The sequence below is a fragment of the Actinobaculum massiliense genome (genome assembly GCF_001457435.1).
In the GTDB taxonomy this organism is placed as follows: Bacteria; Actinomycetota; Actinomycetes; order Actinomycetales; family Actinomycetaceae; genus Actinobaculum; species Actinobaculum massiliense.
Map to the genome: position 1 here is coordinate 14,700 of NZ_LN881714.1, position 23,086 is coordinate 37,785.

Annotated in this window: 32 protein-coding genes and 1 tRNA gene; 6 read left to right on the top strand and 27 right to left on the bottom strand. The window is 57.7% G+C overall.

Annotation, left to right across the window (positions count from 1 at the left end):
* Positions 1-3: 3 nt before the first annotated feature.
* From BN2664_RS00080 to BN2664_RS09095, 24 genes are all read right to left on the bottom strand, one after another.
* On the bottom strand, positions 4-894 hold the full coding sequence (locus tag BN2664_RS00080) for a phage major capsid protein (RefSeq protein ID WP_058120552.1): 891 nt from the start codon (positions 892-894) through the stop codon (positions 4-6).
* 15 nt (positions 895-909) lie between these two features.
* Positions 910-1,395, bottom strand: coding sequence for a hypothetical protein (locus tag BN2664_RS00085; RefSeq protein ID WP_058120553.1), 486 nt, complete (start codon positions 1,393-1,395; stop codon positions 910-912).
* 133 nt (positions 1,396-1,528) lie between these two features.
* Positions 1,529-1,837 carry a hypothetical protein gene (locus BN2664_RS00090; RefSeq protein WP_058120554.1) on the bottom strand — a complete coding sequence of 103 codons (309 nt, stop codon included), beginning with the start codon at positions 1,835-1,837 and terminating at the stop codon, positions 1,529-1,531.
* A gap of 123 nt (positions 1,838-1,960) precedes the next feature.
* A complete protein-coding gene (locus BN2664_RS00095; RefSeq protein ID WP_058120555.1) occupies positions 1,961-2,266 on the bottom strand; it encodes a hypothetical protein in 306 nt (101 codons plus the stop codon).
* A 137-nt stretch (positions 2,267-2,403) separates the two neighbouring features.
* The gene (locus BN2664_RS00100) at positions 2,404-2,709 is read right to left on the bottom strand and encodes a hypothetical protein (RefSeq protein ID WP_058120556.1); all 306 of its coding nucleotides are present in this window, start codon (positions 2,707-2,709) and stop codon (positions 2,404-2,406) included.
* A 9-nt stretch (positions 2,710-2,718) separates the two neighbouring features.
* Positions 2,719-4,635, bottom strand: coding sequence for a hypothetical protein (locus BN2664_RS00105; protein WP_058120557.1), 1,917 nt, complete (start codon positions 4,633-4,635; stop codon positions 2,719-2,721).
* Positions 4,589-5,977, bottom strand: a complete 1,389-nt coding sequence (locus tag BN2664_RS00110; RefSeq protein WP_058120558.1) for a phage portal protein — start codon at positions 5,975-5,977, stop codon at positions 4,589-4,591. Before BN2664_RS00110 ends, BN2664_RS00105 begins: the two co-directional genes overlap by 47 nt.
* A gap of 29 nt (positions 5,978-6,006) precedes the next feature.
* The gene (locus BN2664_RS00115; RefSeq protein WP_058120559.1) at positions 6,007-7,596 is read right to left on the bottom strand and encodes a hypothetical protein; all 1,590 of its coding nucleotides are present in this window, start codon (positions 7,594-7,596) and stop codon (positions 6,007-6,009) included.
* A gap of 1,362 nt (positions 7,597-8,958) precedes the next feature.
* The gene (locus tag BN2664_RS00125; protein ID WP_058120561.1) at positions 8,959-9,687 is read right to left on the bottom strand and encodes a hypothetical protein; all 729 of its coding nucleotides are present in this window, start codon (positions 9,685-9,687) and stop codon (positions 8,959-8,961) included.
* Entirely contained in the window at positions 9,684-10,280 is a 597-nt protein-coding gene (locus BN2664_RS00130; RefSeq protein WP_058120562.1) for a RusA family crossover junction endodeoxyribonuclease, read from the bottom strand. Before BN2664_RS00130 ends, BN2664_RS00125 begins: the two co-directional genes overlap by 4 nt.
* Positions 10,277-10,495: a hypothetical protein gene (locus tag BN2664_RS00135; RefSeq protein WP_058120563.1), complete on the bottom strand. Its 219-nt coding sequence runs from the start codon at positions 10,493-10,495 to the stop codon at positions 10,277-10,279. The genes BN2664_RS00130 and BN2664_RS00135 overlap by 4 nt, the downstream gene beginning before the upstream one ends.
* Before the next feature lie 86 nt (positions 10,496-10,581).
* Positions 10,582-10,968 (bottom strand): hypothetical protein, encoded by a 387-nt coding sequence (locus tag BN2664_RS00140; RefSeq protein ID WP_058120564.1) that lies wholly within the window; start codon positions 10,966-10,968, stop codon positions 10,582-10,584.
* Between the two features lie 9 nt (positions 10,969-10,977).
* A complete protein-coding gene (locus tag BN2664_RS09090; protein ID WP_156407874.1) occupies positions 10,978-11,133 on the bottom strand; it encodes a hypothetical protein in 156 nt (51 codons plus the stop codon).
* Positions 11,133-11,543 (bottom strand): DUF7768 domain-containing protein, encoded by a 411-nt coding sequence (locus BN2664_RS00145; RefSeq protein WP_156407875.1) that lies wholly within the window; start codon positions 11,541-11,543, stop codon positions 11,133-11,135. The genes BN2664_RS09090 and BN2664_RS00145 overlap by 1 nt, the downstream gene beginning before the upstream one ends.
* Before the next feature lie 316 nt (positions 11,544-11,859).
* Positions 11,860-12,357, bottom strand: coding sequence for a single-stranded DNA-binding protein (ssb, locus tag BN2664_RS00155; protein ID WP_058120567.1), 498 nt, complete (start codon positions 12,355-12,357; stop codon positions 11,860-11,862).
* Positions 12,354-12,662 carry a hypothetical protein gene (locus tag BN2664_RS00160; protein WP_058120568.1) on the bottom strand — a complete coding sequence of 103 codons (309 nt, stop codon included), beginning with the start codon at positions 12,660-12,662 and terminating at the stop codon, positions 12,354-12,356. Before BN2664_RS00160 ends, ssb begins: the two co-directional genes overlap by 4 nt.
* Positions 12,659-12,838 carry a hypothetical protein gene (locus BN2664_RS00165; RefSeq protein ID WP_058120569.1) on the bottom strand — a complete coding sequence of 60 codons (180 nt, stop codon included), beginning with the start codon at positions 12,836-12,838 and terminating at the stop codon, positions 12,659-12,661. Before BN2664_RS00165 ends, BN2664_RS00160 begins: the two co-directional genes overlap by 4 nt.
* On the bottom strand, positions 12,835-13,932 hold the full coding sequence (locus BN2664_RS00170; protein ID WP_058120570.1) for a helix-turn-helix domain-containing protein: 1,098 nt from the start codon (positions 13,930-13,932) through the stop codon (positions 12,835-12,837). The genes BN2664_RS00165 and BN2664_RS00170 overlap by 4 nt, the downstream gene beginning before the upstream one ends.
* On the bottom strand, positions 13,929-14,159 hold the full coding sequence (locus BN2664_RS00175) for a hypothetical protein (protein WP_058120571.1): 231 nt from the start codon (positions 14,157-14,159) through the stop codon (positions 13,929-13,931). Before BN2664_RS00175 ends, BN2664_RS00170 begins: the two co-directional genes overlap by 4 nt.
* Positions 14,156-14,740, bottom strand: a complete 585-nt coding sequence (locus tag BN2664_RS00180; protein ID WP_058120572.1) for a hypothetical protein — start codon at positions 14,738-14,740, stop codon at positions 14,156-14,158. The genes BN2664_RS00175 and BN2664_RS00180 overlap by 4 nt, the downstream gene beginning before the upstream one ends.
* Positions 14,741-15,523: 783 nt before the next feature.
* The gene (locus BN2664_RS00185; protein WP_058120573.1) at positions 15,524-15,757 is read right to left on the bottom strand and encodes a hypothetical protein; all 234 of its coding nucleotides are present in this window, start codon (positions 15,755-15,757) and stop codon (positions 15,524-15,526) included.
* Complete coding sequence (locus tag BN2664_RS00190; protein WP_058120574.1) at positions 15,757-15,993, bottom strand: helix-turn-helix domain-containing protein; 237 nt, start codon at positions 15,991-15,993, stop codon at positions 15,757-15,759. Before BN2664_RS00190 ends, BN2664_RS00185 begins: the two co-directional genes overlap by 1 nt.
* Positions 15,990-16,283 (bottom strand): helix-turn-helix domain-containing protein, encoded by a 294-nt coding sequence (locus BN2664_RS00195; protein WP_082628261.1) that lies wholly within the window; start codon positions 16,281-16,283, stop codon positions 15,990-15,992. Before BN2664_RS00195 ends, BN2664_RS00190 begins: the two co-directional genes overlap by 4 nt.
* A 716-nt stretch (positions 16,284-16,999) precedes the next feature.
* A complete protein-coding gene (locus BN2664_RS09095) occupies positions 17,000-17,227 on the bottom strand; it encodes a hypothetical protein (RefSeq protein ID WP_156407876.1) in 228 nt (75 codons plus the stop codon).
* Between the two features lie 128 nt (positions 17,228-17,355).
* On the opposite strand from BN2664_RS09095, the gene BN2664_RS00205 reads away from it, so the two are divergent.
* The 6 genes from BN2664_RS00205 to BN2664_RS08910 all read left to right on the top strand — a co-directional run bounded on the left by BN2664_RS00205 (position 17,356) and on the right by BN2664_RS08910 (position 20,933).
* Positions 17,356-17,706 (top strand): helix-turn-helix domain-containing protein, encoded by a 351-nt coding sequence (locus tag BN2664_RS00205; RefSeq protein ID WP_058120577.1) that lies wholly within the window; start codon positions 17,356-17,358, stop codon positions 17,704-17,706.
* Positions 17,687-17,950: a helix-turn-helix domain-containing protein gene (locus tag BN2664_RS09495; protein ID WP_082628257.1), complete on the top strand. Its 264-nt coding sequence runs from the start codon at positions 17,687-17,689 to the stop codon at positions 17,948-17,950. The genes BN2664_RS00205 and BN2664_RS09495 overlap by 20 nt, the downstream gene beginning before the upstream one ends.
* 4 nt (positions 17,951-17,954) lie before the next feature.
* Positions 17,955-18,233, top strand: a complete 279-nt coding sequence (locus BN2664_RS00210; RefSeq protein ID WP_156407877.1) for a helix-turn-helix domain-containing protein — start codon at positions 17,955-17,957, stop codon at positions 18,231-18,233.
* A gap of 87 nt (positions 18,234-18,320) precedes the next feature.
* Entirely contained in the window at positions 18,321-19,325 is a 1,005-nt protein-coding gene (locus BN2664_RS00215) for an HNH endonuclease (RefSeq protein WP_082628258.1), read from the top strand.
* Positions 19,326-19,659: 334 nt separating this feature from the next.
* Positions 19,660-19,821: a hypothetical protein gene (locus BN2664_RS09100; RefSeq protein ID WP_156407878.1), complete on the top strand. Its 162-nt coding sequence runs from the start codon at positions 19,660-19,662 to the stop codon at positions 19,819-19,821.
* Between the two features lie 407 nt (positions 19,822-20,228).
* Positions 20,229-20,933: a DUF2335 domain-containing protein gene (locus tag BN2664_RS08910; RefSeq protein ID WP_082628260.1), complete on the top strand. Its 705-nt coding sequence runs from the start codon at positions 20,229-20,231 to the stop codon at positions 20,931-20,933.
* Here BN2664_RS08910 and BN2664_RS00225 read toward each other — a convergent pair.
* From BN2664_RS00225 to BN2664_RS00235, 3 genes are all read right to left on the bottom strand, one after another.
* On the bottom strand, positions 20,930-21,514 hold the full coding sequence (locus tag BN2664_RS00225) for an ImmA/IrrE family metallo-endopeptidase (RefSeq protein WP_058120580.1): 585 nt from the start codon (positions 21,512-21,514) through the stop codon (positions 20,930-20,932). The genes BN2664_RS08910 and BN2664_RS00225 overlap by 4 nt on opposite strands.
* 47 nt (positions 21,515-21,561) lie before the next feature.
* The gene (locus BN2664_RS00230) at positions 21,562-22,761 is read right to left on the bottom strand and encodes a tyrosine-type recombinase/integrase (RefSeq protein ID WP_058120581.1); all 1,200 of its coding nucleotides are present in this window, start codon (positions 22,759-22,761) and stop codon (positions 21,562-21,564) included.
* 170 nt (positions 22,762-22,931) lie between these two features.
* A tRNA-Thr gene (locus BN2664_RS00235) sits at positions 22,932-23,007 on the bottom strand.
* Positions 23,008-23,086: the final 79 nt, after the last annotated feature.

The window sequence follows — 23,086 nt, forward strand, 5'->3', positions numbered from 1 at the left end:
CGTTTATCGGCTTGTTGATCCGGTAGAGGCCGCGCTTGTGATCTGCACGAAGGACGCAGTATCGCGAACCCTGAACCCGATCTCTACCTCGGCACGCAACGCGAACATGTTGCGCTGCCACAAATTGAGCGGTTTACCATCCGTGTCCGTCAGCGTCGCTTCGGTGGCCATATCGAGGGAAATATCCTCGACCGTCCCGTAAGAGGCCGCGTTAGCGAAATCGCCCGCCAACCCGATAACACCTGCCGCGCTACGCGGCAACGCAATAATCGGTCGACCCAGGAACCGGCCAATCTCGCCCGTGCCCAACACGTCAGGGACAAACAACGGCCGCCCAGAGGCGTCGGTTGCTTCCATGAGCACGGCCTGCAACTCGGGAGTGGCAAGCCACGCAGAAACGTTCGCGTCATTACCCGCGATCGTGGTGAACACCTTCACCATCTTCTTATACGTATCCTTGCCATCGACCACGAGCTTTTGCGCATCAGAGAGCTGGTCGAAATTATCCCCCGGCTTACTTTTGACTCCCATCACCGTCTTATCGAACGCAACCGCGAGCGCGTTGGGCAGTCGGCGTGCGCATTCGGCGTAGAGGGCGGCTTTGTCGCGGCGGAATTCGTTGGAGAAGGGGACGATGACCGCGAGTTTGTAGGGGGTCATGTCTTTTGCGGAGAAGGTGGGGCGGGCGACGGGTTTTTCTTCGGTTTCGGGTACCCAGTCGGCTTCTACGTCTCCGGTGATGGTTTGGACGGAGATGCCGGCTCCGGGGAGTGTGATTTTGCGTGATGCTTGCATGATTGCGGAGTCTTTGAGGGTTTTGGCCCAGATTTCGTCGGAGACGACTTTGTCGAGGATGACGCCTTGTGTTCCTCTGAATACGTCTTTGCCAGCCATGAGCTAGTTTCCTTTCTAGTGTTTGTGGTTCTCGAGTGCTTCGAGTTTGTTTGTGAATGCTTGTAAGGGGGTTAGGTTGGGGCTTGTGTTGCCTGCTCCTTGTGTCATGTCAGGTCGTAGCGGTTCAGGTGTGGTTGTGTGGGAGAGGTGGGTGGTGAGCCGGTCGGCTTGTTCACTCATTTCTTCCATGTTGTTGCCGGTGAGGAAGTCGATAAGGTCGGCGGGAAGGTTTTTCTCGAACGCAACCTGCCAGCGGGTTTTGTCTCGGTTGAGGTCCGCTAGTTGGGTTTGGGTTTGCGTTTGGGTTTTTTCCCACTCGGTTTTTGCTTCCTCGAACTGGGCCGTGAGGGCGGCTAGTTGCTCGGTTGCCTGTTTCGCTTGGGTTTGGGCTTGTTTGCGGGCTTCGCGCTCGGCTTGCAAGGCTTTTACCCCGCCTTCGCCTAGGTTTTCCGTTGAATCGCTCTGGGGTGTTTGGTTGGTTGGGGCGGTGCTGTCTGACATGGGTGGTTCTCCAATCGCTGGGGATAATAAAACCCGCCTGGCATCGCGCCATGCGGGACAACTAAAATATAGGGTTTAACGAGATAAGGGCGTCAGACGACGCCCTTATACGTTATTGAGTTATGTGCCGGTATTATGCTGAGACCTTGTCGGGGTAATGTTTTTCCCTGTACAGGTCAAGCGATATCTGCCACGGATCGTTAGGGGATTCTTCCTGTGCTTCTTTCTCCGCTCCAGCAAATATTTCGTAGGGAACCTCTATTCCTTCAGGCTCAGCCACGAAACAGACATTCAAAACAACGTTATAAAGATCCTCATACACGGAAGTAATCAGATCTCTTTTACGGTGTTCCGGGACTCTTTCCCATAAGTAATCCACGAGGGCACGCGTTGCCGGCGGTATCCCCACAAATGGGTCCTCGTCATCCTCGTACATATCCACAGTAGCTCCTAACGGGCAGGTTTTCTCTGCGTTTTACCGCGCTTCCAGTGAACCTTCGCTACGCCTTCACCACGTTCTGGGTAGAACGATACCGTTCACGTCGCGGTTAGGATCTGGGTCTACCTACGCTTTATCTGGGAACCAATCTTTCTTGTATGCATCGAGTACCATTTGCCAAGGATCGTCAGGAGATTCTTCCTTTGCTTCGTTCTCTGCCCCGATGAAAATCTCATAAGGAATCTTTAGTCCCTGCGGGCTAGCGACAAACTCTAACGCGGTAACAATAACGTTATATAGAGTCTCCTCGTATTCAGTTTCGATAAGCTTTTGCTTATACGGCTCGGACACCCTCTCCCATATATAGTCAATGAGTGCGCGCGTGGCCGGAGGGAGGTAATAGAACGGGTCGTCATCTTCGTCGGTTTCCACACTAAGCTCCTAACGGGCAGGTTTCCTATGCATTTTACCGCCTTTCCAGTGAACCTTCGATACGCCTTCGCCACGTTCTGGGTAGACCGATACCGTTCACGTAGGCGCTTCACGTCGCGGTTAGGATCTGGGTCTACCTACGCTTTATCTGGGAACCAATCTTTCTTGTATGCATCGAGTACCATTTGCCAAGGATCGTCAGGGGATTCTTCCTTTGCCTCCTTCTCCGCCCCGATGAAAATCTCATAAGGAATCTTTAGTCCCTGCGGGCTAGCGACAAACTCTAACGCGGTAACAATGACATCGTACAAATCCTCGTACATTGAGTTGACGATTTTTTGTTTATAGGGTTCGGAGACTCTTTCCCACAGGTAGTCAACGAGGGCACGCGTGGACGGGGGTAACCAATCAAACTTACCTTCATAGTACCCATATAAAGCCATGGCTTGTTCCTAACGTACAGGTTTTCTGTGCACCTTACCGCGTTTCCAGGTTACCTCAGATACGCCGTGGCCACGTTCTGGGTAGAATTTCACCGTCTTTGCAGGATCGGGAGCCATCATATTGTACGAAAGCCTCAACTCCACACCTTTATAGCTATGCACGATTTCAACAGCACCTCTGTCTCCTACGCTAGCGACTCCGTGTTTGAGGGTATCGACAAGGGCCGCTTCGACGGTTTCCTTTGTCCACTCTTTCGGGAACTCGCCGTTACCACTCTTTTTACCTTTCGGTGTTTGACCGTAGAGATGCCCGCCAACGGTTGTGCCGGGGATCCCGTAACAGATTTTCTCGATCAACCATTCATCGTGTGGGTCAAAAGGAAGCTCGCCGTTAAGCAAAGGTGCACCGGTTGGAGGTTTCTTACCCCCACCCGCACCCCCGGTAAGCGGGTGCGGGTTTTTTCCTTTACGTTTAGACGCCGTGCCTTTCCCGCCATGGCGGGCTTGAGATTTTTTGCGGCCGCTTAGGACTGCTGTGGTTGTTCCTTTGGCTCGCAGTAAGCGGTAGTGGCGGGCTTGTTCCCCGTAGAGAGTGCGCCCATCAACGGTTATTTTGTGGCCGAGGGTTTCCAGGGCTGCCCGGTATTCGGCTTCTGCCCGGACCATGTCTGAGGCCGTGAGCTGGTAGTCGGGAGTGGTGTAGCGGATGTTGCGTCCGGCGAGGCGTTGGCGGCGTTCAACTGCTCGCACCGTATAGGGGTTCAATCCGGCTTGGGCTTCTTTCCAGTTCCTTTCTGCTTCGAATAGGCGACGTTCGGCGGCCGTCATCGTATAAATATTGTTCGGGTCTCGCACTCCTGTGCGTAGGGCTTCTTCTACGGCTTTGCGGGCCCCGGCTGTTTTACCGCCATGGCCTAATTGTCCGTATCCGAAACGTTGCCCGTGTAGAGATCCGAGCGGGTTTTGCCCGCCTTCGTGTATATAGCCGTGTTCGACGAGAAGGCTGAGGACTTGTTCGCGGGACAAGTCCCATTGTTTGGCTTGCCGGTAGATCCCTTCCGGGGTCATACGCCGCTGGCCACGGGATAAGAACCTCGAGCCGTGCCCGCGCCTGGTGCGTCCCTCGCTGGTATACATTCCTCCTTTTTGGACCCCGCGCCTGGCGTTGATGACCTGGAAAATGTCTGCGCCCTCGCGTACGGCTTGAGCCGAGTAGCGACCCAACAGCCGGTTTTGTGCCTCGTGACCGAGCGAGTTGAAATACTCGTAAGGGTCGACCACGAGTCCTTCGGAGATGGCCCCGTCGAGTTGTTTGACGGTTGCTGGCACGTGGACACAGTCACACCCGGGGTGGCGGAGAAACCCATCATTGAACGCATAGCGCCGCCCGGCTAGTATAACACATCTGGCACACGAGGGAGGGTTGAGCATGCGCACGTATCCCACGCTTGGGCGGGCGACGATATCGATGGATGCTGCCGAACGTGCCGTATCGACAACGACTTGGCGGGCGAGCCGGTCAAGATATGCCCCGCCTTCGGAGAGGGCTTGGCGGGTATCTTTCCCGTTTTTTATTGCTTCGAGGACGCGTGGGATAGGGCTTGCGATTGCTTGGCTGAGCAGGTTTCCCTCTGGCGCCCACCCGCTAAACGCGTCAACGTTTACAAACCCTACCGGTAGAACATACTCGCCTTGTTCGGCAAGCGTTGTGGCCGTGTAGCCGGCCCCGGCGATAGCCGCTTCGCGTTGCAGGACGAAGAGGTAGCTCGTGAGGCCTTTTCCTGCTTCATCCCATGTTTGGCTAATATAGTCCGGGTTGATGCGCGCCCAATAGTGGCGGGCAACGCGGATCGCGGTTTCTTGCAAGCCAAGCATTTTTTTATAGTGGGCTATCGCCCCTTGCGGCAGGTTCTGTATCAACGCCATAATTCTTCTCCGCTACTCCGCCAAGCAGCGGATCTGTTTCTTCTGCTTCTAGGTAGTCGCGTTCGCGTTGCTTGCGGGCCTCGGACCAGCCCAGCAGGTCCCATACGCCTTCACGTGAGAGCACGGGTTTACCGCCCGCGAGTTTTTGTAAAGCATCAGCGCGTTGAGCAAACGTTGGGGTGCCAGGGTCTTGCCATTCGACTCGCACAGAGTTACCTGCCGGCCACTGCCCGCTCGTGATACGCGTTGCCGTATCGATCACCCACGAGAGGGCTTTACCTGTTTCAGCGTTTGACCGTTCAACGGTTTTCACCAGTCGGGCTTCTTCGGCTCGTATGGCTCCTTCGGCTGCCGGGTTCGAGGAAAAAATACCGAAATACGAAGAGGGGAAACCCGTAACAGAGGCAGCCAGGCGCCCATACATCGCCAGTGTTTCGTGATAGTTCCCCAAATCTGCCCCGGGTAGCTGTCCTACTTTCGCGTCCTTGTTCGCCAACGCCCACACGCTTGACATGTAGGATTCCCACTGGGTGAGCCGGGTCTTCCCATCGGCGGCAACGAAGTCTTTTGGTTGAGCACCGACCACGAATTTTCGGGGAATGTTGACGGTTTCTAGGCCATATTGCAGGCCTGTGAGGGCACGGACGGCCATGTCGGTGATGGGGATGATCCCGGTTAGTTCGGAGGTGCCTTTCCACCTGCCGGTTATTTGCCGGTTGAGGGCCATAATGACTGGTACGCGTCCCAGTTCGTGCCGGTTACGTCCTGCTACTTCCCACTGGTCCGCTTCAGGCTTGCCCAACACCCAGGTACACTCCGGGGTGTAGAGGGTCGCTCCGGTGATTTCTCCTTGCGGGGCGCGGGGGGTGGGCGTGCGCCATATTTTTAGTGCGCAGTCGATCATGCGTTTGCGTGGGTCGATACGCACGGCCATTTCGCGGGGTGACTCGACGGTGACGACGGGCAGGGAGGGGTCTTCTTCGTTCGCCCCGACCAGGAAGAAGGCACGCCCGTAGATGAGCTTGTCACGCGTGAACATGGTGGTTTGAGAATCCATAGAGTTGCGTTCGAAAAGCGTTGCCGCGCTGTGGGAGGCACGGTCGGATCCACGATCGAGAAGGGCACGCACTTCTGAGCGTTCGGTGATTGCTTCGACCACGACCGATGGCCAGGCAATCACCGGTTCCATACCGCGCAAGCCTGGTGGGATAGCGATACCGAGTTCTTCCAGGCGTGAGGTGCCCTCATAGTAGGCGAGGTGGGAGGCGTCGTCCCTATAAAGGCTGGTCATAGTGGAGGTGAGCGTTTTCGCGAGGGCGATGGCGTCTTTATCGTTCAACACGACGGGTTCTCCTTAATCGCGGCCCGGGCCTACCAGGCGAAGACGCGCGTATCGGTTGCCTGTCCCCATCCGAGTGCGCGCATGTCCGAGGCGGCTTCGTGGGCGAGGATGTCGGCCATGAGGATGTCAATTTTCATATGCTCGGCTGGTTTGCCGAGAATGTATTGGTCGCCGGGTTTAGCAACTTTCCTGGCGTGGAGGGCATGTTCACGAGCGGTGGGGTCCGCGTCGTGGGTGGTGATTCCTTCGTAGGAGTCTTCGAGGAACCGGGAGAGGGCTTCGAACATGCGTCGTACTTGGTTGGTGGGCCATTGGACGACCCGGTCTTCGCCATACATTCCGGCCCACGTGTCGGCTTGGGTTTCCCAATGTCGCGGGTCGATATAGAACCGGGCGACGTCGTAGTGGGCGAAGAGTTCTTGGATGGCCGCGTCCACTTCCCCGCGTGGGATGCGCCCATCTGGCCATTCTTTCGGGTTCCAATAGGTGGGCCGCGAGTCGGGTCCGTAGGTGGGTGTGAAGCGGTATCCGTCGAGGGTTTCAGCTCGCAGGGCTGACCAGTCGTCGGAGCGCGACCCGTCAAACCCGAGGGCTATCTTCTCTCCCGGGTTTATCTGCCTGGTGGTTTCTCCTGCGTCCCATACATGGTCGGGCATATAGGAGCCCAGTCCTTGGACGAGTTGGTTGAGGAAGAAGCGGCGTGCCGAGGTCGGGTCGGTTTCCATGAGTTCTTCCATTTCCGCGCCCACCGCGTCCAGGTCGACCCACGGTGAGCCTTCGTAGACGTATTCGAGGATTTTTCTGCGGTCTTTCTTTTTTGTCCAGTCCAGGTCGGCGGGTGGGCGGCGATACCAGCGCCATATGTCTTTTGATTTGGACGTATAGGTTGCTTCTGCTGCGCTATCGTCCATGGGGTCCCACGGGTTGGTGATTTCTAGGCCGCGTCCTCCCATTCCGGCTAGGCCGCGTCGCATGGTGTCCCAGACTTTGCGTAGCTTGCCCGTATAGATACCGGATTCGTCCGCGAGTGCGAAGTGGATGGGGCTTCCGAGTTTTGAGTTGGGGGCGGAGGTGATGGGGTCGATGCGTCCGTTGTTGGGGAGGCGGATGAATCCTTCGCGGACTTTCATTTGCTCGGCGAGGGGGCCGCGGCGGATCATTTCTTGGAGGGGACGGTAGACGTTGTCGGTTTGTTCTTCGGCGGTGGCGAGGAGTTGGATGTTGGACATGGGGCGTGGGATTCCCATGGGTTCGCCGGGGGTGTATTCGTAGATCCATCCGCAGGGGCATCCGTGGTCGGAGCAGTGGTATTCGTCGCCTTGGGTGGCCCATCCGGCGAAGATGCATGGGCCGACGGCTTCGAAGCAGATGATGGAGGCACCCCAGGGGGATTTGCCGGCTTTTTGGGGTCCGACGACGAGGCCGCGCCGGTAGGTGAAGGCGGGGGCTCCGGCGGGCCGGTGGGGGTTGAAGGTGGCGGTGGGTTTTATTTGATAGAAGGCGGCGGTGTTTTGGAGTTGCCAGCCGTCGTGGATGAAGGGGGCGCCCATGGACCAGCCGTCGGCGACGACGCAGTGGGCTTCTATCCAGTCGGCGGCGAGGAAGCCAAGGGTTTTCACTCCTAGCCTCCTTCTATCACCTGGAATCTTTCAGCTGCGCTTGTGCGGGTGGTGCGGGGTTGTTTCTTTTCTGGCGCTGCGGGTTGGGCTATTTGCCAGCCGTTTTCTCTCATTCCTGCGGGGGTGAGGCCTATTTGGTCGCGGTAGCGGTGGAGTTGGCCGATGAGCGCGGCTGAGGGTTCGTGGGCGAGTTCGACGGATGCTTCTACTCGGCACATTTCGGCGATGATGCGCCACCGCCAGGGTTCGTTTTCCCACACGGTTGCTTGCGGGGTTTTCCATAGGGCCCGCCAGATTGCTTTTTCGCGTGCGGCGAGTGGGGTGACGCGGCGGGTTTGGGGGTCTTTGAGGGCGGGAATGGGGAATGGTGGGGTTTTTCCTTTTCTTCCTTCGGGTGGGAGTGGGGTGAAGGTCAGTCCGCGTCGTTCGGTTCTAGCTGAGGTGGGGTCGGGCTGGGGCCCTGACCGGTTGCGTGCTCCTCCTCGTGGCATTCGGCTACCTCCTCCATGGTGTTAACGTAATTAGTGGTTAGAAATTTTGGAAACGTGTGAACCCGTCGCGCTATTTTTTGCCCTCCCCGCCGGTCCTGATGGTCTTTGATGTCGGGGTACCCCCCCTGGGGTATCTGTGTTAGGTGGCTAGCGTTCTGATTTTGTTTGATATTGTTTAGTTGTGTTTGTGGGCGTTTGTTCCTCCTGCGCTGTCGTTGCAGGATTTGTGAGAAATGCCCAGATAGCGAGAGCGATCATTGTCGTCGTGATCGAGCGCCCATTCGTCTTTGGCTGTGATAGGGCGCCCGCAGCGGGCGCACGCGATGATCTCGCCGTTGTCTAGCCGGTGGGCGTAGGCACCCCGGAGGCGTACGTGGGCCTGGCCGTAGCCGCGCTGGGTTCGCGTGCCGCGTTTGGTTTCGTATTCGCGTGCGTGGTGAAGACAGTACCTATGGGTAGGGGGGATCAGGTGTGGGCAACGGGGGGCCGGGCAACGCTTCACCTCTCCTACCTCCCTCCCCGCCTGCCCCTCCCCTTACTCGCCCCCCACCCCGGCACGCACCGGGGCGGGCAGGGACAGGGACGGGGTGGGATCTGCAACGATTCACTTAAAAGTGATTACTTGTGTCTCTAGTTGAGTGCCGCCCGCCCCCCCTACCCGGGGCCGGGAGGAGGGGTACCGGCCAGACGGACTGCCACATACCCCTGCCTAGTGGCCGGAGGTATGTGGGGCATGCGGGGGGCGCTAGGTCGCCGATCTTATAGGTAGTAACGGCAAGCCGCCCCATCGCCCGCAGGCAACAAAAAAGGCGAAGCACCTTACGCGGATACACTTCACCCACCCCCAGTGTGACACTCCAGCAAACATTTGTCAACCCGAAGCCTCGGTGCGGTGAAGGCCGGGCCGGGCGCGGTGGCGTGCAGTATCGATATCTTTGAGGCAGACGCGGCCGTCGGTGCAGGTGACATGGCCGCGGCTGATCCATTTGCGGATGGTGGCAGCCGGGGTGCCGGTGAGTTCTGCGGCCAAGGCGACGGGTAGGGCGGGGTTGGCGGAAAGGATGCGCAGGTAGGCCAGCCCGCGGGTTTCTTCCTCCGAGCGCACCAGGTCGCACTCGGGGCAATAGTAGCCGCCCGGTGCGGCGTGGAGAAGGGTCATGGTTTGCGGGTGGGCAGGACAAACCCTGTTGACCTTCTGGGCCGGGGGCCGGGCGACCGTGTTCCACGCGGTCTCGATGGTCTGGAGTGGACGCTCGAGAGGGAAATGGCGGGCGGCCCAAGCAAGACGTGCAGCCATAAACCTACACGGACACCCATCTAAGTCTTCGCCGCGCCAGGCCCACTCGGATGCGAGCTCTTCTAGACGGGCCAATACTTCCCGCTCCCCCTCAACCCGAATGAGTGCGTCTTCCACAGGCGAGGCACCCGGGTGAGAGACAGGCGCCAGCTCGAGCGTTCCACCCGATAGGCCAAGCAGGCCTTCTACCCGCGCGCCAAGCTCCGCCCTCCACACCGCCAAATCCGCTAACTGGTCGGCAGCGGCCGCGAGCGCGGGGCCCTTCCGGGTGGGGTTTTGGGTTGGGTGGGGGTTGGGTGTCAATTGGTTTCTCCTTGGCGGGTGATGGTGGTGTGGAGTGTGGGGGTTTGGGTGGTGGTGGGGAGGGCGGTGATGGTGATGGAGGCGCCTGGGCGGGGGTTGTATTCCTTGCTGGTGATCCATTCGAGGATTCGGGAGTCGTCTTTGAGGACGGCGGGGTTGGGGAGGCTGAGGGCGTCGCCGATGGCGCGGGTGAGTTTGTCGAGGTCGGGTTTGGTGGCGGGGTGGTTGAAGCGGGGCCGTGTGGGTTGGGGGAGGTAGAAGCGGGTGGTGATGGTGACGGGGGCGTCGTAGTTGAGGGGGAAGCCTGCTGCGAGGGCGGCGGAGGTGGCGGTGTGGGCGACGTGGTTTCTCCATTGGGTGAGTTGTTGGGGGTGGATGAGGCGGCCTTTTCCGATGTTTTTCATGGAGCCTTGGGGGCGTGGTATGCCGTCGACGAAGACGTTAAAGGAGGGGCGGTGGTTGTGGGGGCCGGCGAGGTAGGTGGACAGGGCGAGAGGATCGAGGGTGGCTCCGTGGTAGGCGGCTTGGCCGGTGTATTCTTCGGCCGTATCGAGCCGGTCGGCTACGGGGGTGAAAATATAGGTGGGTTTCATTTCTCGGTGTCCTTGCTGGAGTAGAGAGTTTCCATATCGAGGTGGGTGCGGGCGCGGGTGGCGCGGTCATGAACTTCCTGTTCAAGCACAGTCGGCTTTCGTGTCGCCTGCCAGGCCCCGCGTAGGGCGGCGAGGAGGCAAGCGATGAGAATAATGACGACGATGAGGAGGAACACCGCGAGCGCGGTGATAGCCAACCATTGGACGATGCCCATAAGGCTGTGTTTCTTTCTACGCTAAGGGGGCTTCCCACTTTGCTTCCTCCTGGTGGGAAGTTAGTAGGAAGCTCCCTCTTGTGTGTTTATTCGGTTTCTTCGAGGATGTTGGCGACGGCGCGTGCGAGAACCTCAGGAGCCTGCCTGCCCCATGAGCCGATTCGGCCTAGGTCGTAGTCTGGTGGGAGATACCATTGGAGCTCTTCGGCCTGCTCGAGGCTGAGAGCCGGCACGTCCTCGAAATCCGTGGAGACGTAGTATTCGGTGGCCAGGGTCGCGGCGTCCGGTTCTGCTTCTAACGTGTCGTCGGACCACCGGGTCCCGCAACAAGGGCACTGCCAGCATTCATCCCACTCAGTTTCGGCTCGGCAAGCGCCACAAATAGGGTTACCGGGGTGGACAAGCGCGGGCTTTTCCGCTAACCGTATGTAGCGGCCGCGGACAAGATACGCGCCAGGATCAATCTCGCTCATTTTCTTTCCTTACTCGTTTGTTTGGCGGCCACGCTTGTAACCGTCTAGATAGCCTTCGGAATACCAGCCGAACTCGGTCAGTATCTGGACGTTCTGGTCCTCTTGGATTTGGTAAACCCTTTCCTGAGCCTCGGCAATTAGCTCGTTATCCGTTAGCTCGCTCATTACACTTTCCTCATTTCCCCTGTAATGTCGCGCCCCTCAAAGTCATCAATGACAAGACCACCTTCAGAATCCAGGTGAACAAACCGTACTGCCAGGCCAAGAGAACACCTACCGGCAACGTGTATCGCATAGGCCAGCTCGCGGCGCATCCCAGACGTCAGCCGTCCCCCGCACACCCACAACTCGTCACACTTACCTATAAAGCTGAGCGCGGCCCGCGCGGCTATTGCGCGTTCTTGCGGGGTGCCATCATCGAATACCTGCGGATACAACAAATGCGACGCATACGGCGCATAACCCGCCTCCAACGCGGCCCGCATCACCCGCTTCGCATACGTGACATTATCCTCGGCGCCTTGATAGGGCGAACAAATAAAAACAGTCCTCATCCTTTTCCCTTCTTTCTTCATCCCCAACTCCTCCAACTCCCCCTTCCACACCTAGTTATGCCGATCCCCCTCACCCACCCACACCGCCAACACCAACACCCCCACAAGCCCAATCACGATGACCACCTCAATCACCACGACCCTCCCCACACCTGCCCGCACGCACCCTCGCGCTCGCGGTGGCTTTAATCGAATCAATCATCGATTTCGGCAACACAGCCTCGAGACTGTCAGGCAACGGCATCCACTCCTGCCAAGCAACCTCCTCATCAAACACCGACCGCGCCGGCCTGGCATACCCGGTTATTTCCCTAAAATCACGCATAATTAACTTCCTTTAAAAGGGCGGCATGTCATCAAACCCAGACCCACCAGCCGGCCCCGGGCCGACGACTTGGCCAAGGTTGCCTGCCGGATCTTGGGACTCCTCACCAGCCACCGCCTGCCAACCAGCAGCAGACTGGCGGGCGCTCGCGGTGGTTTTGGTGATGGTGGCTTTTGCCCGGCGTAGGGAGGGGCCGATGTCGTCGATGTTGAGGTTGAGGCCTTCGCGGGCCGTGCCTTGGTCGGTGGTGTACCTGTTGATGGTTAGCCGGCCGGTGGCGAGGATTCGTGTGCCTTTGTGGAGGGTTTCGGCGCAGTTTTCTGCGAGGTCTTTCCAGGCGGTGCAGCGGATGAACATGGTTTCCCCGTCGTCCCACTCGTTTGTTTGTCGGTTGTGGTGGCGGGGTGTGTTAGCGATGGTGAAGTTTGCGACCGGGACGCCTGAGCCGGTGAACCGGAGGGCGGGGTCGGCTGTGAGGTTGCCCGTGATTGTGATGATGGGTTCGTTCACAGGTAGCCTCCTGCCGGGTGGGTGCGGGAGACGATGTGTGCCACGCGGCGGGCAGTGTCGTTGAGGTGTTTGACTCTGTCGGGGTGGGCCGGGTTAGCGTCGTAGACGATTTTGGCGCATCGGTAGTCGCCGAGAGCGGCGTCGAGTTCGTCTTGCAGGGTCTTGTTGTCGCTGTCTTGGGAGATTCCCCAGGCTTCTTGCGTGACTCGTTCGCGTCTGATCCAGTCGCGGGCCTCGCATAGGGCGTCTATTGCGTCGCTGACCGCGTCATCAGCGCAGGCGAGGTTATCGAGTTTTTCACTCATTTTTGTTTTCCTTTCAGGTTGAAGAAGACCGGGAAAACCCTGGGTACTGCGGGGGTTTTGACGTGTCGGGTCGGGCGGGTTGTCGCGTTCGCTATGGCGTTGAGCAGGCGGGCCTCGACCTGGGTGGCCGGGCCGATATCGACCCGGGCGCGGCGCCCAGACTTACGGGGTGTCATACGGGTTTCCTTTCGAATGTTTGTTTGATTGCTTGGGTGGCGTCCCTGTCGGCGCGGACTGGGTCGCCATGTTGGGCGGCGTATTTGCGCCACTGGGCTAAATAGCGCGGCCATAGCGCTCCGTCGTCATCGAGACTCGCGTACGCATCGAGCACCGTCGGAGCTGCCGAACCGGCTAGCGCTTTAGCGATGTTGGCGGCCGCCCGATCCGCCTCCGGATCCGCCCGAACCTGCCTGTCTGTCGGGCAGGCACCTGGCAGGGTGCGGCGGGGTGCTCCGTGCAACCAGGCGGTGAACCCCGCGTCCCAATCCGAAAGGCGGCGTCTGCGCGCCTTGGCGTCGGCCTTGAACGCTTCGGATGCTGACCAGATCGACACGCCCAGGTCGTCGGCCAAGGCGGCGTGGGCCGGGGACGGGTTCCAGTCGGTGGGGATTTCTGAGCGGGGACGGGCCCTGGGATTTTTCCCCCTCGGGGGGATAAAGGGGGGTTGTTCTCTTGGTTTAGTTCTATTGGTATTGTTCGTGGTCAAATTTTGACCAGGGGGTAGGCAAAATTTGACAGGGGGCTGGTCAATATTTGACAGGGGGGTGGTCAAATTTTGACCATGGTCAACGCCCCTTCCAACCGCGAGCGCGGATGTTTTTTCTTCGGTGGTTTCGTCCCCGTATTCTTCGTCCTGGCCGCACGCCGTCTCCTCGTTGTCTTCCTCGTTCTCGAGGGTCTCATCGGTTGCCTCGCTTGTTTCGCTAGGGCTGGGAGCACGTGGTGGGGTGGAGGGTTCCGGGGTGGTTGGTTGGGTGGTGTGTGGGGTGAAGACGGCGATCCTGTAGACGTGGGAGGTTTGTGCGCCGTTAGCGGCTTGTCTTCCTGCCCATGCGACGACGCCGACGTCTTCGAGGTCGCGCAGGGCGCGTTTGACGGTGTTACGGGAGATGGAGAGCATCTCGGCCAGGCGGCTGATGGAGGGCCAGCATACCCCGTGACTGTCGGCGTAGGCGGCGAGGGCCGCATATACGCCGATGGAGGTGGCGTCTAGGCCTTGTTCGAATAGCCATTTGGGGACGATGGAGAAGCCTGTAGGTGTCGCTGTCATCGTGTCTCCTCGGTAGTGGTTTCGCCTTGGTCAAGGACGGTGGCGGTGGTTTGGTAGGCTTCCCAGGCTTCTTTCGGGGTGTAGTAGAGGTGTGTGTCCTCCCCTGGTGTGCAGCGGCGGGTGAGGACGGTCCTCCATGCTTTGCCTGCCCGTGCGCGCTCGAGTGTGAGCGTGTAGCCCTCGACCGTGTTGGTCCGGTGGGCGACGGGTGTGAAGGTTGTGCTCATTTTTGTTGTTCTTTCTCGAACGCGGCGATCGCGCGGAATACTTCGTCGTCGGTCATCTCGGCGACGTTGTTTGTGCGTTGGCTGGTGGCCCACGCGACCAAATAGTCGAGTGGGGTGTGTGGGCGGGCGTGGCGGCATACCTTGACGAACCGTGTCTGCGCCTTACTCAACCCGCCCGTTGGGTTAGCATCCTGGTTGTCACCTGGATGCGGCTGCGGGCCGGCTGCCACGTGGGTCTGGGCAGGCGTGGCGGCTTCGGCTTGGACCGGCTCGGCGGCAGTAGCGGCCGGCCTGGCTGGGGTGGGTGGGATATGTGCGCCCCAGGCGCGTAACACGTTCACGAAGCTCGCCCCACTCGCTCGTGCTTCGAGCAAGGCCAGGCACACCCGGCCCGGGTCATCTTCCATATCGCCTAAGGCGGGTGAGGAAGCGATGAGCACACAGATAGCGAGATCGTCTGTGACCTGCTGGGAAAGGCCGGCCGCTAGCTTGTCGGTATCGAGCCGGTCTTTTATCGCGTCAATAATCGCTGACGTGTATTGCGAGGCGTCGAGTTCTTCTCGCATCTCGGGTGGTTTCATTTCCTCCGTCCTTCTTTACAGTCGGCGCACTGGGTTGGCGTGCCATACGGTTTCGTGCCTGGTGCGATATCAGCTGGGATACCTGGTTGGCGTATCGGTATCCCGCATTGGTCGCATATGCCGCACTGATACGGCGACACCAGCGTTTTAGAGTTGCCCAGGCTTTGGGCTTGAGAAATCTGGGCACGGGACGCTTTTCTGGCCGCGTTTTGCTTCCTGTAACAGGTCGCGCACCAGCCCGACGCGTACTCGAGAAGCGCTCCCGGCGCGTCCGTTTTCGATAGTCCGCGTTCTCGTAAAGGCCGCCCGCACCCGACGCATTTACGCGTAGTGGCGAGTTTGGTCTTCTTATAGGCGTGGTGGCATGCCGAACACCTTCCCCCGGTGCGATGGGCGACCGTTCCCGGATAATCCGCGGCCAATGCCCCATACGGTCTAAAGGGCCGTCCACACTCGACGCATTTACCAACCGGCTCCTTCTTAGGAGCCTTTTTCTTAGGTGGGTCTTTACGTTGCACTGCGGAGGGTGTGGGCATATCCCACCCGAGCCGAATGTCCGAACTGAAATCGATACACGTCGCATGAGTGAGCAACCGCCCCACCCGGACCTTCACACTCGCTTCGTCTTTCACGGTCTCATAGGAGGGGTGGCCGATCGGGTAAAGATCCTGCGCGCGAATAAAAGCTATAAAGCTTGATAAGACCGAGCGGCGTACTTCCCCACGCGGGGCATTCATATCAATCCGATACCGTGCCCGCGCAAAATAGGCAGGCCCTGATATTTCAGACATCGCCCACCTCGCTTCCACGCGAGGCCTCGTAGCGGAAGGCGCTAATAGAGAGCTGGATGGCACCTTTCAACGCGACCACATAAATCCCTGTCGCGACTAGACGCTCTAAAAGCGTGCCCGGTAGAGATGCCGCATAAAACCCGACCCCAGCCATAACCAGATAACCCACCGCGAGCGCGAGCGTTGCCAGGGTTTCGCCATGGTTTGTTTTGTGTGTGTTTTTCATTAGTCTCGTATTCCTTGGTTGAGCCAGGCTTCGAGGTCTTTGCGCCAGATCAGTTTTTTGTTGAGGGTTTTCCCGCCGCGTATGGGGCGGAAGACGGGGAGGTCTCCGGCGTTGATGGCTTCGGTGATGGTGGTGGCTGAGAGGGATACGGCTTCGGCTGCGTCTTTGACTGAGTAGGCGAGTTTTTCTATCGGGCGTGCGGGTAGTCGCTTAGTCGTCGTTTTTTGTATACTCATTGGTGGAGGCCTTTCGTGTCTTCGGAGCGGGCAACCCGATGTCCTTTACTTTGTTGGGGTTGCCCGCTCACTGGCGTGTAGGGCACCCGGATGGAACCCGCGGGTAGCTCGAGGGTTTCTTCTAGGCGATCAAGCATGTGGCGGGAGATGCCGCGCCTACCGGTCTCGATCGCGGACAGGGTGCCTCGTGAGACGCCTAGCTCGTCGGCGAGGGTTGTGAGCGTGTAGCCGAGGCGTTCGCGCATGGCGCGTAGCGTGACCCGCGGGGCGTTCTCTGGATAGTTAGTCATGGCGTGGGCTCTCCCGGTTCCGTCTTTGGGTATGGGTGTGAAGCCCCACTGGGGTTGGTGTGAAAACACTAGTTTTATCTTTCTTTTCGCTTCGCCTTTTCAGGGCGGTGGGTATTGCGACCCGTGTTTTTGCGTGACCGGCAAAAATAAAGGGCCGGGAGCTGAAAAAACCGCGAAAAGTCGGCCAACCGGTATTCCCCGCGATGGGTGTTGTATTCCCGGTGTACTCCCGGCTTAAAGCCGTAGACATAAGACTGCCGCTCATTCCGGGAGCGGTCAGCCGCTTTTCGCAGGTGTTTTCAGCACCTGCTACGACTATACCCGAAACCGGACGCGTGTAGGGCGGCGTGGTGGAAGGGAATTTTTGGGTGCGGCTGCGCACCCCATTCAAGGGTTGGTGTAGAAACATGTTCGGCTTTGGCCTTCGCTTTTCTAGAGCGGATAGGGCGACCCTTGGTTTTGCGTGACCGGCAAAATGTGAGGGCCGGGAGCTAGAAAAACCGTCCAAAGTCGGCCAACCGGTATTCCCCTTGGCGGGTGTTGTATTCCCGGTGTACTCCCGGCTTAAAGCCGTAGTAATAAGACTGCCGCTCATTCCGGGAGCGGTCAGCCGCTTTGGACAGGTGTTTCTAGCACCTGCTACGACTATACCCGAAACCGGCGAGGGTTGGGTGCAGTGAAGTGTGGGCATAATTTTTGCTTTCGCGAGTGCTGGGTTATTTGGGTTGTGGGATTGCTTCGGCGACGTCGGCGAAGTTGTTTGCGAGTCCGGTGTTGACGGCTTCTGCCATGAAGGAGGCGTCGGGTTCGGCTTGTTCGTTGAGTATGCGGATGAGTTTGTCTGGGGTGGTGTGGAGGGTGCGTGCGAGGGCTGTGTGGTTGAGGGGGAGGTTTTGGAGTTGGGTGCGGAATTGCTGGGTTAGTCGGGTTTTAGGTTTGTTCATAGCTCTCACTCCTGCATTGTGCAACGGGATTATTGCCTAGCGCAACGCTAGCGCTATGCCGCCCGTGTGTCAAGCAACCAGCTATGGTTTTATTGCGCGGTGCAACGTTGCGGGGTAGAGTGGAAGGTATGACATCAATTGAATGGTTAGAGGAAACGATCGGTGACGATTCCATGTCTGAGGCCGCTCGCAAGAGCGGTTTTCCCACCTCGACGCTCACCAGGCAGATAGGGCGAGGTAATTTATCTGCGGAAGTTGCCGTGGCGATTGCTCGCGCTTATGGCGTGGATGTGGAAACGGCTCTTATACGGCAGGGACTCATTACCGAGGAGGAAGTATCCTCAGCGCGGAAGCGATATTCACTTAGCACCTTTTCAGATAAGGAGTTAGCCGGGGAAATTGCGCGCCGCGTATTAAACGATCCCGGCCCCGAGCTAAAAGCGCCACTTAGCGAGAATTATGACGCCTCCAATCAATAACGACCCGCAAAGCGGTCTCAATGGTGCCGTAGCGGCAGAACTCCGCGCGGAAAAAGCAATTCAACAAACGACATTCGACGATCTCGCACATCAGACGGGGATATCGAAACGTACCCTGATTCGAATATTGAACGCGGACCGGATTATTACTACCGCCTACCTCGAATCACTGTGTACCGCGCTAGGGATCACCCCAATCGATATAATCGCCCGAGCGACTAAACGCATGGGGTCAGGAGCATAGGGGTATGGCAGTTCGAAAAAAGGGGTTATCCCCTGTAGAAATACAGGCCCAGCGGCTTCTCGCCGATGCAGTGTCAGCATCATCGCTGAGCCAAAAAGAAATAGGCCAAGCAGTCGGTATTTCGCAAAACCGTGTCGGAATTATTTTGCGAAGAGAGACGCCACCTGCAACCATTGGGGAATTACTCTCGATCGCGAGTGTAGTGGGAGCTGATGGTGTGGAAATCATTTCCAAAGCCACCCAGGCGGACGCGGCATCTAACGGCGATTCAGAGGGCGCATAGCCCCTTACCCCCTTTACCGAATTAACGTTGGCTTGCGCACGGTAGTCTTATCTTTAAAATTTTTTGTTGTGTGGGTGAGGGGACGTTATGCCATACGTAATCCTTTTCTTTGTCGTGGCGGGTCTGATCATGCTGGCGTTGAAGTATTGGTACATCGTCGTGGGCGTTATAGCGGTGATTGCGCTTGCGATCTGGTTGCCTGGGGCTATTAGGCGTATGCGGCGTGATGCGTATTTTGCGAGCGAGGAGTTCAAGGCGCATAAGGCCGCTATCGCGGACTTGGTGAAAGAGCATAACGACATTGCGGAATACGCGGCCGAGCTGAGGAATACCCATGAGTTCACGTTAGGGGCGAGCAGTACTGGGAAATATGCGGGCCTTGCGGAATTCCGGAATACGAGTTCGCATAATTATCGGCGTGATCGTAATAAGGCCAACTATGATGCCGATAATGTCTATAACTGTTCGCTCCAGGTGGTTCGCAATGCTAAGCGCGACCCGCTCAAGTACCTCATGAAATACTTCGATATCGAAGCCACGCAGGAGCGTTTAGCGGCGGTTGAGCGTCTCGGGGAAACAATTTCCAGGCTTGAGGGCGCGATAGAAAATCTGAAGAAGCGTGAATTCGAGGTCAGCCAATCAATTAAACCCCCGCTATTTATCATCACCTATTATCGAGACGAGTTTTATAGCGAAATAGGTTTCGAACTGAAAGAGATAGAAGTTCCCTATCAACGGTATCGGTTCGAGTACGTGAGTGCGGGTGGGAATAGTTCCCAGACAACGGACATCGTTCTCAACGGGGAAACCATTGATGCGCTCATCGAAGTCATGTCAACGAAAATAAAGTTCTTGAAATCTGCTGCGGGGCAGAGAGCGCTCATGACACAGAAGCTACGTACCGCCATCAAGGAACGGGACGACTATACGTGCCAGATTTGTAACCTATCCGTGCGCGATGAACCAAACCTGCTCTTAGAGATCGACCATATTATTCCGATAGCACGTGGCGGCCTTTCCACGGAGGACAACCTGCAAACGTTGTGCTGGCGGTGTAACCGTCACAAGGGAACGAAACTCCTAGAAAGCTAAGGAAACGCGCAATCTTCGGTCAGATAGGTAACCGAAGCGTGGTATGCCTCTAGACTACCGCACACCGCGAGCGCGCCGGGCGGGGCGATGGTGCAAATATGGTGGCACCCCTTGACCTGACGGCTTTGGTGCAGTATAGTTATGATTGTTAGGGGTAAACCCCTGGCAATAATTGAATAGAGGGGAGGTGATCGCGATGGAGATGATCTCTCTGGTTGTTTCAATCATTAGTTTGATTGTGACAATTTACTTCGGGCTAAAGAAGTAATCGGATCTGCCAGGTCGCCGCTAGGTGGTCTGGCTCCTCCCCTCACGTCCCATCATAGGAGATGAAATGAAAACTTACCAAGCCCTTATTTGCCTTACGCTCACCGGGCTGGCGATTATGCTGGCACTTATCTCCGGGAAGGCTCCTGCTTGGCTTGAATGCGTAGCTATTGCGGTCTGGGTTATTGCTGGGGCGATTACCACCTATAGGGAGCGTACAAGAAAATGACGACCCACTACTTGTCTTCTTCCCAGGTTGCTGAACTATTAGGCATTAATCCTGGGACGTATCGTGACTATATTGCGAAGGGGTTGGCTCCTGAGCCTGACGTGACGATAGGGAAAATTGCTGGTTGGTTGCCTGAGACTATTAGGGATTGGGATAAGAAGCGGCCTGGGCGTGGGGCGAGAACTGACCTTCGATAGGAAGACGATCTAGGGGAAACAAAAACGGCCACTTCCTTTTGAAAGTGGCCGTCAAGCTTCGGTCAGATCGGTAACCGAAGGGTGGTATATCCCTATGTTACTGCGCACCGCGAGCGCGGTGGGCTTTGTGGTGTGGGCTTAATATTGTTGGCCTGGCGGCGGGTTTGATCGTATTGTTTTTGGTAGGCAGAGAGTGAAAGGCGCGGGAGCGTGAGCGATGATGATGAGCAGCGTGGAGGCGTTTCGCAAGGGGGCCCGGCGAGGGGTGCGGATTGTAATGAATCCGACGGTGAGTTCGACACGAAAGAAGAATCTTGCGAAACAAAAGAAGGTGGTTATTCCTCCGAATTTGACGGCTCTGGCGTGGGCGGATACGGGTGCGGCGATGCGGACGGCGTTGGGCGTGAACTCGAAGAGGTCATAGCGGGGCTTCCACCGCATATTGCCGAGGCGCTGAAAGATGCGACAGCGCGGTTAGAACCCGAGGAAAAGCGGATTGTTGAGCAAGTTGCACTCTTCCATTCTGGCCCGTTGCCTGCACCAGATCAGCTTGCCGGTTATGGAAATGTTTTACCCGGATCTCCTGATCGTATTTTGCGGATGGCTGAGGCGAGTCAGGATGCCCGTATACGTAATCTCGATGCCCATTCGCGGAGTATTGACGGGGTGACTGAGGATAACCATAGGCTTGCTCGCGCTGAAGCTTTTGGTATGCGTGTCATTACTCTCGGGTTTACTCTTTTGCCACTGTTATTTATTATAGCTCTTTTATTGGGTGCATACATCAGTAACACCGTTGTTCTTTGGGTAGGCGCAATTGGGACTATTGCCTCTGCATTTCCGGGTGTAATGTCAGCAATTCGCGGACGTTCCCCCAACTCCGATTCTTCGCGACCTTCTTCCCACGGGAATTAGTCACCTCTCAGTACTGCGCAGGCTCTAATCGAATTCCTGCACCAACCGCGAGCGCGGTGGAGGAAGCGTGGGGCGCCGATGGTAGCGAGTTCGCTGAGGCGTTCGAGGCGTTTTTGGGCGGCTGGTATGGAGACGTCGAAGTGGAGGGAGAGGGTGAGGGGGTCGTCTAGGTTGGGGGTGGCCAGGCGGACTTCGTTTTCTGGCATGAGTAGTGCGCCGGCGAATTGGTTGGCGTAGAACTCGTGGAGGTCGTATTTTTGGGTGGTGCGTCGTTCGATACCGTCGGTGAAGGAGAATTCCCTGTCGGAGGCTTGGACCATGCGTTCTATGTAGTGTCCGATTTCGTGGGCGAGGGTGAAGCGTTGGCGTTTTTCTGCTTTGCCCGCGTTGATGTATATGCGTGCTTTGTCCCGGTTTTCGCGTTTGATGATCATTCCGGAGGCGCCGCCTGGTAGGTCGTAGCGGTATCTGACTTCGATATCGAGCATGGCGCATACTGCGTCTAAGTCGATTCGGCCTTTTTGTCCTAGGGCTTTTCTGAGGACGTTCGCGTTGTGCTCTGCTGCTTGCCATACCAACATTTTGTTTGCACCTCCCCTCTCAGCTTTTACACTACACGCAAGCGTGGTTAGGAAACACGCTTGCGTAGCTGGGTAGTTGCTTTTTCTAGTGCGGCGCGGGTTTGGGCGAGATCGATGTGAATATAGGCGGCGGAGGACATGATCGAGGAGTGTCCCATGATCGCGGTGATCACGTCGTCGCTTACCCCGGCGGCGCGTAGGAGCGAGGCGGTTGTGTGCCGTGCCTCGTAGAGGTCGTATGGGGCCCCGTTTTCTTTGACCGCTCCCGCGCTTTCGCATAGTTCGCGCCACCTAGCCCGGTCTTTCTTGTCCCGCCCGGGGCTTCCGTCTGCTTCTGGCCAGACGAGCCCGTAGGGCGATGCGGGGCCGGAGGTGCGCCATAGGGCGAGTTCTTGGGCGAGGGGGCCGACGAGTGGGATGGTGCGCCGCCCGGCTTTCGTCTTGGGTCGCACCAGGTTCCATGTACCGGTCAGGTGGCGGGCTTCGAAATCGCGTGGGATTCTAAACCCGCTGGCCGGGTCGCGGGGCGTGTTGTAGCGCAGCGTTTTCAGCTGCCACTCGATCACCGCCACGCCTGCCTCTAGGTCGACGCAGTCCCAGGTGAGCCCGAGAGCCTCGGCCGGACGAAGGCCGAGATAGAACGCGGCCAGCCACCTTGAAAACTCGGGACGTTCCCGCCCGGCCCGCAGGATCGCGAGCGCGTCCGCTGCTGGGATTGCTTCACGCTGTGAGGTGCCTTTTGCGGGTGGGGCGGTGTGGAGCGCGGCTGGTGGGATGGTGTGGCCGTCGGCGAGGGCGTCTTTGAGCATGAGCATGAGGACGGCGTGGGTGCGTCGCGCGGTAGCTGTTTTGCGGCCTGCGTTATAGATAGCGTCGTAGACTTTGCGGATTGTGCTTGGGGAGAGGCGGGCGAGTTGGACGGTTCCTATCGCAGGGATAATCCATCTTGTGATGGCTCCGGAATCGGCGGTGTAGGTGGATGGGGTGACGTTGTTTTTTCGTCGGTCTAGCCAGGCGGTTGCGAATTCTTTGATCGTTATGGTTCTGCTCGTGCCTTCTGTGGGGATGCCGTTTTTTGCGATCTCGTGTTGGAGGGCGCGTAGTTTTTGGGCGGCTAGGCGGCGGGTTTTAGCGGCGACTGATATGCGTCGGCGTTTTCCTTTTTCTGTCCATCCGGCCTCGACGACGCCGACCCATAGCCCGTTGTCGCTTCGTTGGTAGATCGAGCCTGTCCCGTATACGCCCATGGCAGTACCTCTTTGTTGCAAGTGGATGTCCTGTACTTAAGCATAAGATACCATCAATCGCGGGTTACTACAGCCATTACTACAGCCATTCGGGCGCATAAATACGCATAAATACGGTTTCCAGGGGGTAAGCAAAATCCCCGGTTTTCCGCAGAAAACCGGGGATTTCGTGGAGCCACCTGAGAGAATCGAACTCTCGACCTATTCATTACGAGTGAATCGCTCTGCCGACTGAGCTAAGGTGGCGTGCATTTACGAAACCTTCACTAGCGCTACCGGCTAGCCGGCCGGTGCTAGGGGCGCGTAAAAGCAACAGGAAACAGCT

Coding starts and splice junctions, on each gene's coding strand:
- BN2664_RS00080 (WP_058120552.1), bottom strand. CDS start 894: ATGGCTGGCAAAGACGTATTCAGAGGAACACAAGGCGTCATCCTCGAC.
- BN2664_RS00085 (WP_058120553.1), bottom strand. CDS start 1,395: ATGTCAGACAGCACCGCCCCAACCAACCAAACACCCCAGAGCGATTCA.
- BN2664_RS00100 (WP_058120556.1), bottom strand. CDS start 2,709: ATGGCTTTATATGGGTACTATGAAGGTAAGTTTGATTGGTTACCCCCG.
- BN2664_RS00105 (WP_058120557.1), bottom strand. CDS start 4,635: ATGGCGTTGATACAGAACCTGCCGCAAGGGGCGATAGCCCACTATAAA.
- BN2664_RS00130 (WP_058120562.1), bottom strand. CDS start 10,280: ATGAAACCCACCTATATTTTCACCCCCGTAGCCGACCGGCTCGATACG.
- BN2664_RS00135 (WP_058120563.1), bottom strand. CDS start 10,495: ATGGGCATCGTCCAATGGTTGGCTATCACCGCGCTCGCGGTGTTCCTC.
- BN2664_RS00140 (WP_058120564.1), bottom strand. CDS start 10,968: ATGAGCGAGATTGATCCTGGCGCGTATCTTGTCCGCGGCCGCTACATA.
- BN2664_RS09090 (WP_156407874.1), bottom strand. CDS start 11,133: ATGAGCGAGCTAACGGATAACGAGCTAATTGCCGAGGCTCAGGAAAGG.
- BN2664_RS00145 (WP_156407875.1), bottom strand. CDS start 11,543: ATGAAGAAAGAAGGGAAAAGGATGAGGACTGTTTTTATTTGTTCGCCC.
- BN2664_RS00160 (WP_058120568.1), bottom strand. CDS start 12,662: ATGAGTGAAAAACTCGATAACCTCGCCTGCGCTGATGACGCGGTCAGC.
- BN2664_RS00165 (WP_058120569.1), bottom strand. CDS start 12,838: ATGACACCCCGTAAGTCTGGGCGCCGCGCCCGGGTCGATATCGGCCCG.
- BN2664_RS00170 (WP_058120570.1), bottom strand. CDS start 13,932: ATGACAGCGACACCTACAGGCTTCTCCATCGTCCCCAAATGGCTATTC.
- BN2664_RS00175 (WP_058120571.1), bottom strand. CDS start 14,159: ATGAGCACAACCTTCACACCCGTCGCCCACCGGACCAACACGGTCGAG.
- BN2664_RS00180 (WP_058120572.1), bottom strand. CDS start 14,740: ATGAAACCACCCGAGATGCGAGAAGAACTCGACGCCTCGCAATACACG.
- BN2664_RS00185 (WP_058120573.1), bottom strand. CDS start 15,757: ATGAAAAACACACACAAAACAAACCATGGCGAAACCCTGGCAACGCTC.
- BN2664_RS00190 (WP_058120574.1), bottom strand. CDS start 15,993: ATGAGTATACAAAAAACGACGACTAAGCGACTACCCGCACGCCCGATA.
- BN2664_RS00195 (WP_082628261.1), bottom strand. CDS start 16,283: ATGACTAACTATCCAGAGAACGCCCCGCGGGTCACGCTACGCGCCATG.
- BN2664_RS09095 (WP_156407876.1), bottom strand. CDS start 17,227: ATGAACAAACCTAAAACCCGACTAACCCAGCAATTCCGCACCCAACTC.
- BN2664_RS00205 (WP_058120577.1), top strand. CDS start 17,356: ATGACATCAATTGAATGGTTAGAGGAAACGATCGGTGACGATTCCATG.
- BN2664_RS09495 (WP_082628257.1), top strand. CDS start 17,687: ATGACGCCTCCAATCAATAACGACCCGCAAAGCGGTCTCAATGGTGCC.
- BN2664_RS00210 (WP_156407877.1), top strand. CDS start 17,955: ATGGCAGTTCGAAAAAAGGGGTTATCCCCTGTAGAAATACAGGCCCAG.
- BN2664_RS00215 (WP_082628258.1), top strand. CDS start 18,321: ATGCCATACGTAATCCTTTTCTTTGTCGTGGCGGGTCTGATCATGCTG.
- BN2664_RS09100 (WP_156407878.1), top strand. CDS start 19,660: ATGAAAACTTACCAAGCCCTTATTTGCCTTACGCTCACCGGGCTGGCG.
- BN2664_RS00225 (WP_058120580.1), bottom strand. CDS start 21,514: ATGTTGGTATGGCAAGCAGCAGAGCACAACGCGAACGTCCTCAGAAAA.
- BN2664_RS00230 (WP_058120581.1), bottom strand. CDS start 22,761: ATGGGCGTATACGGGACAGGCTCGATCTACCAACGAAGCGACAACGGG.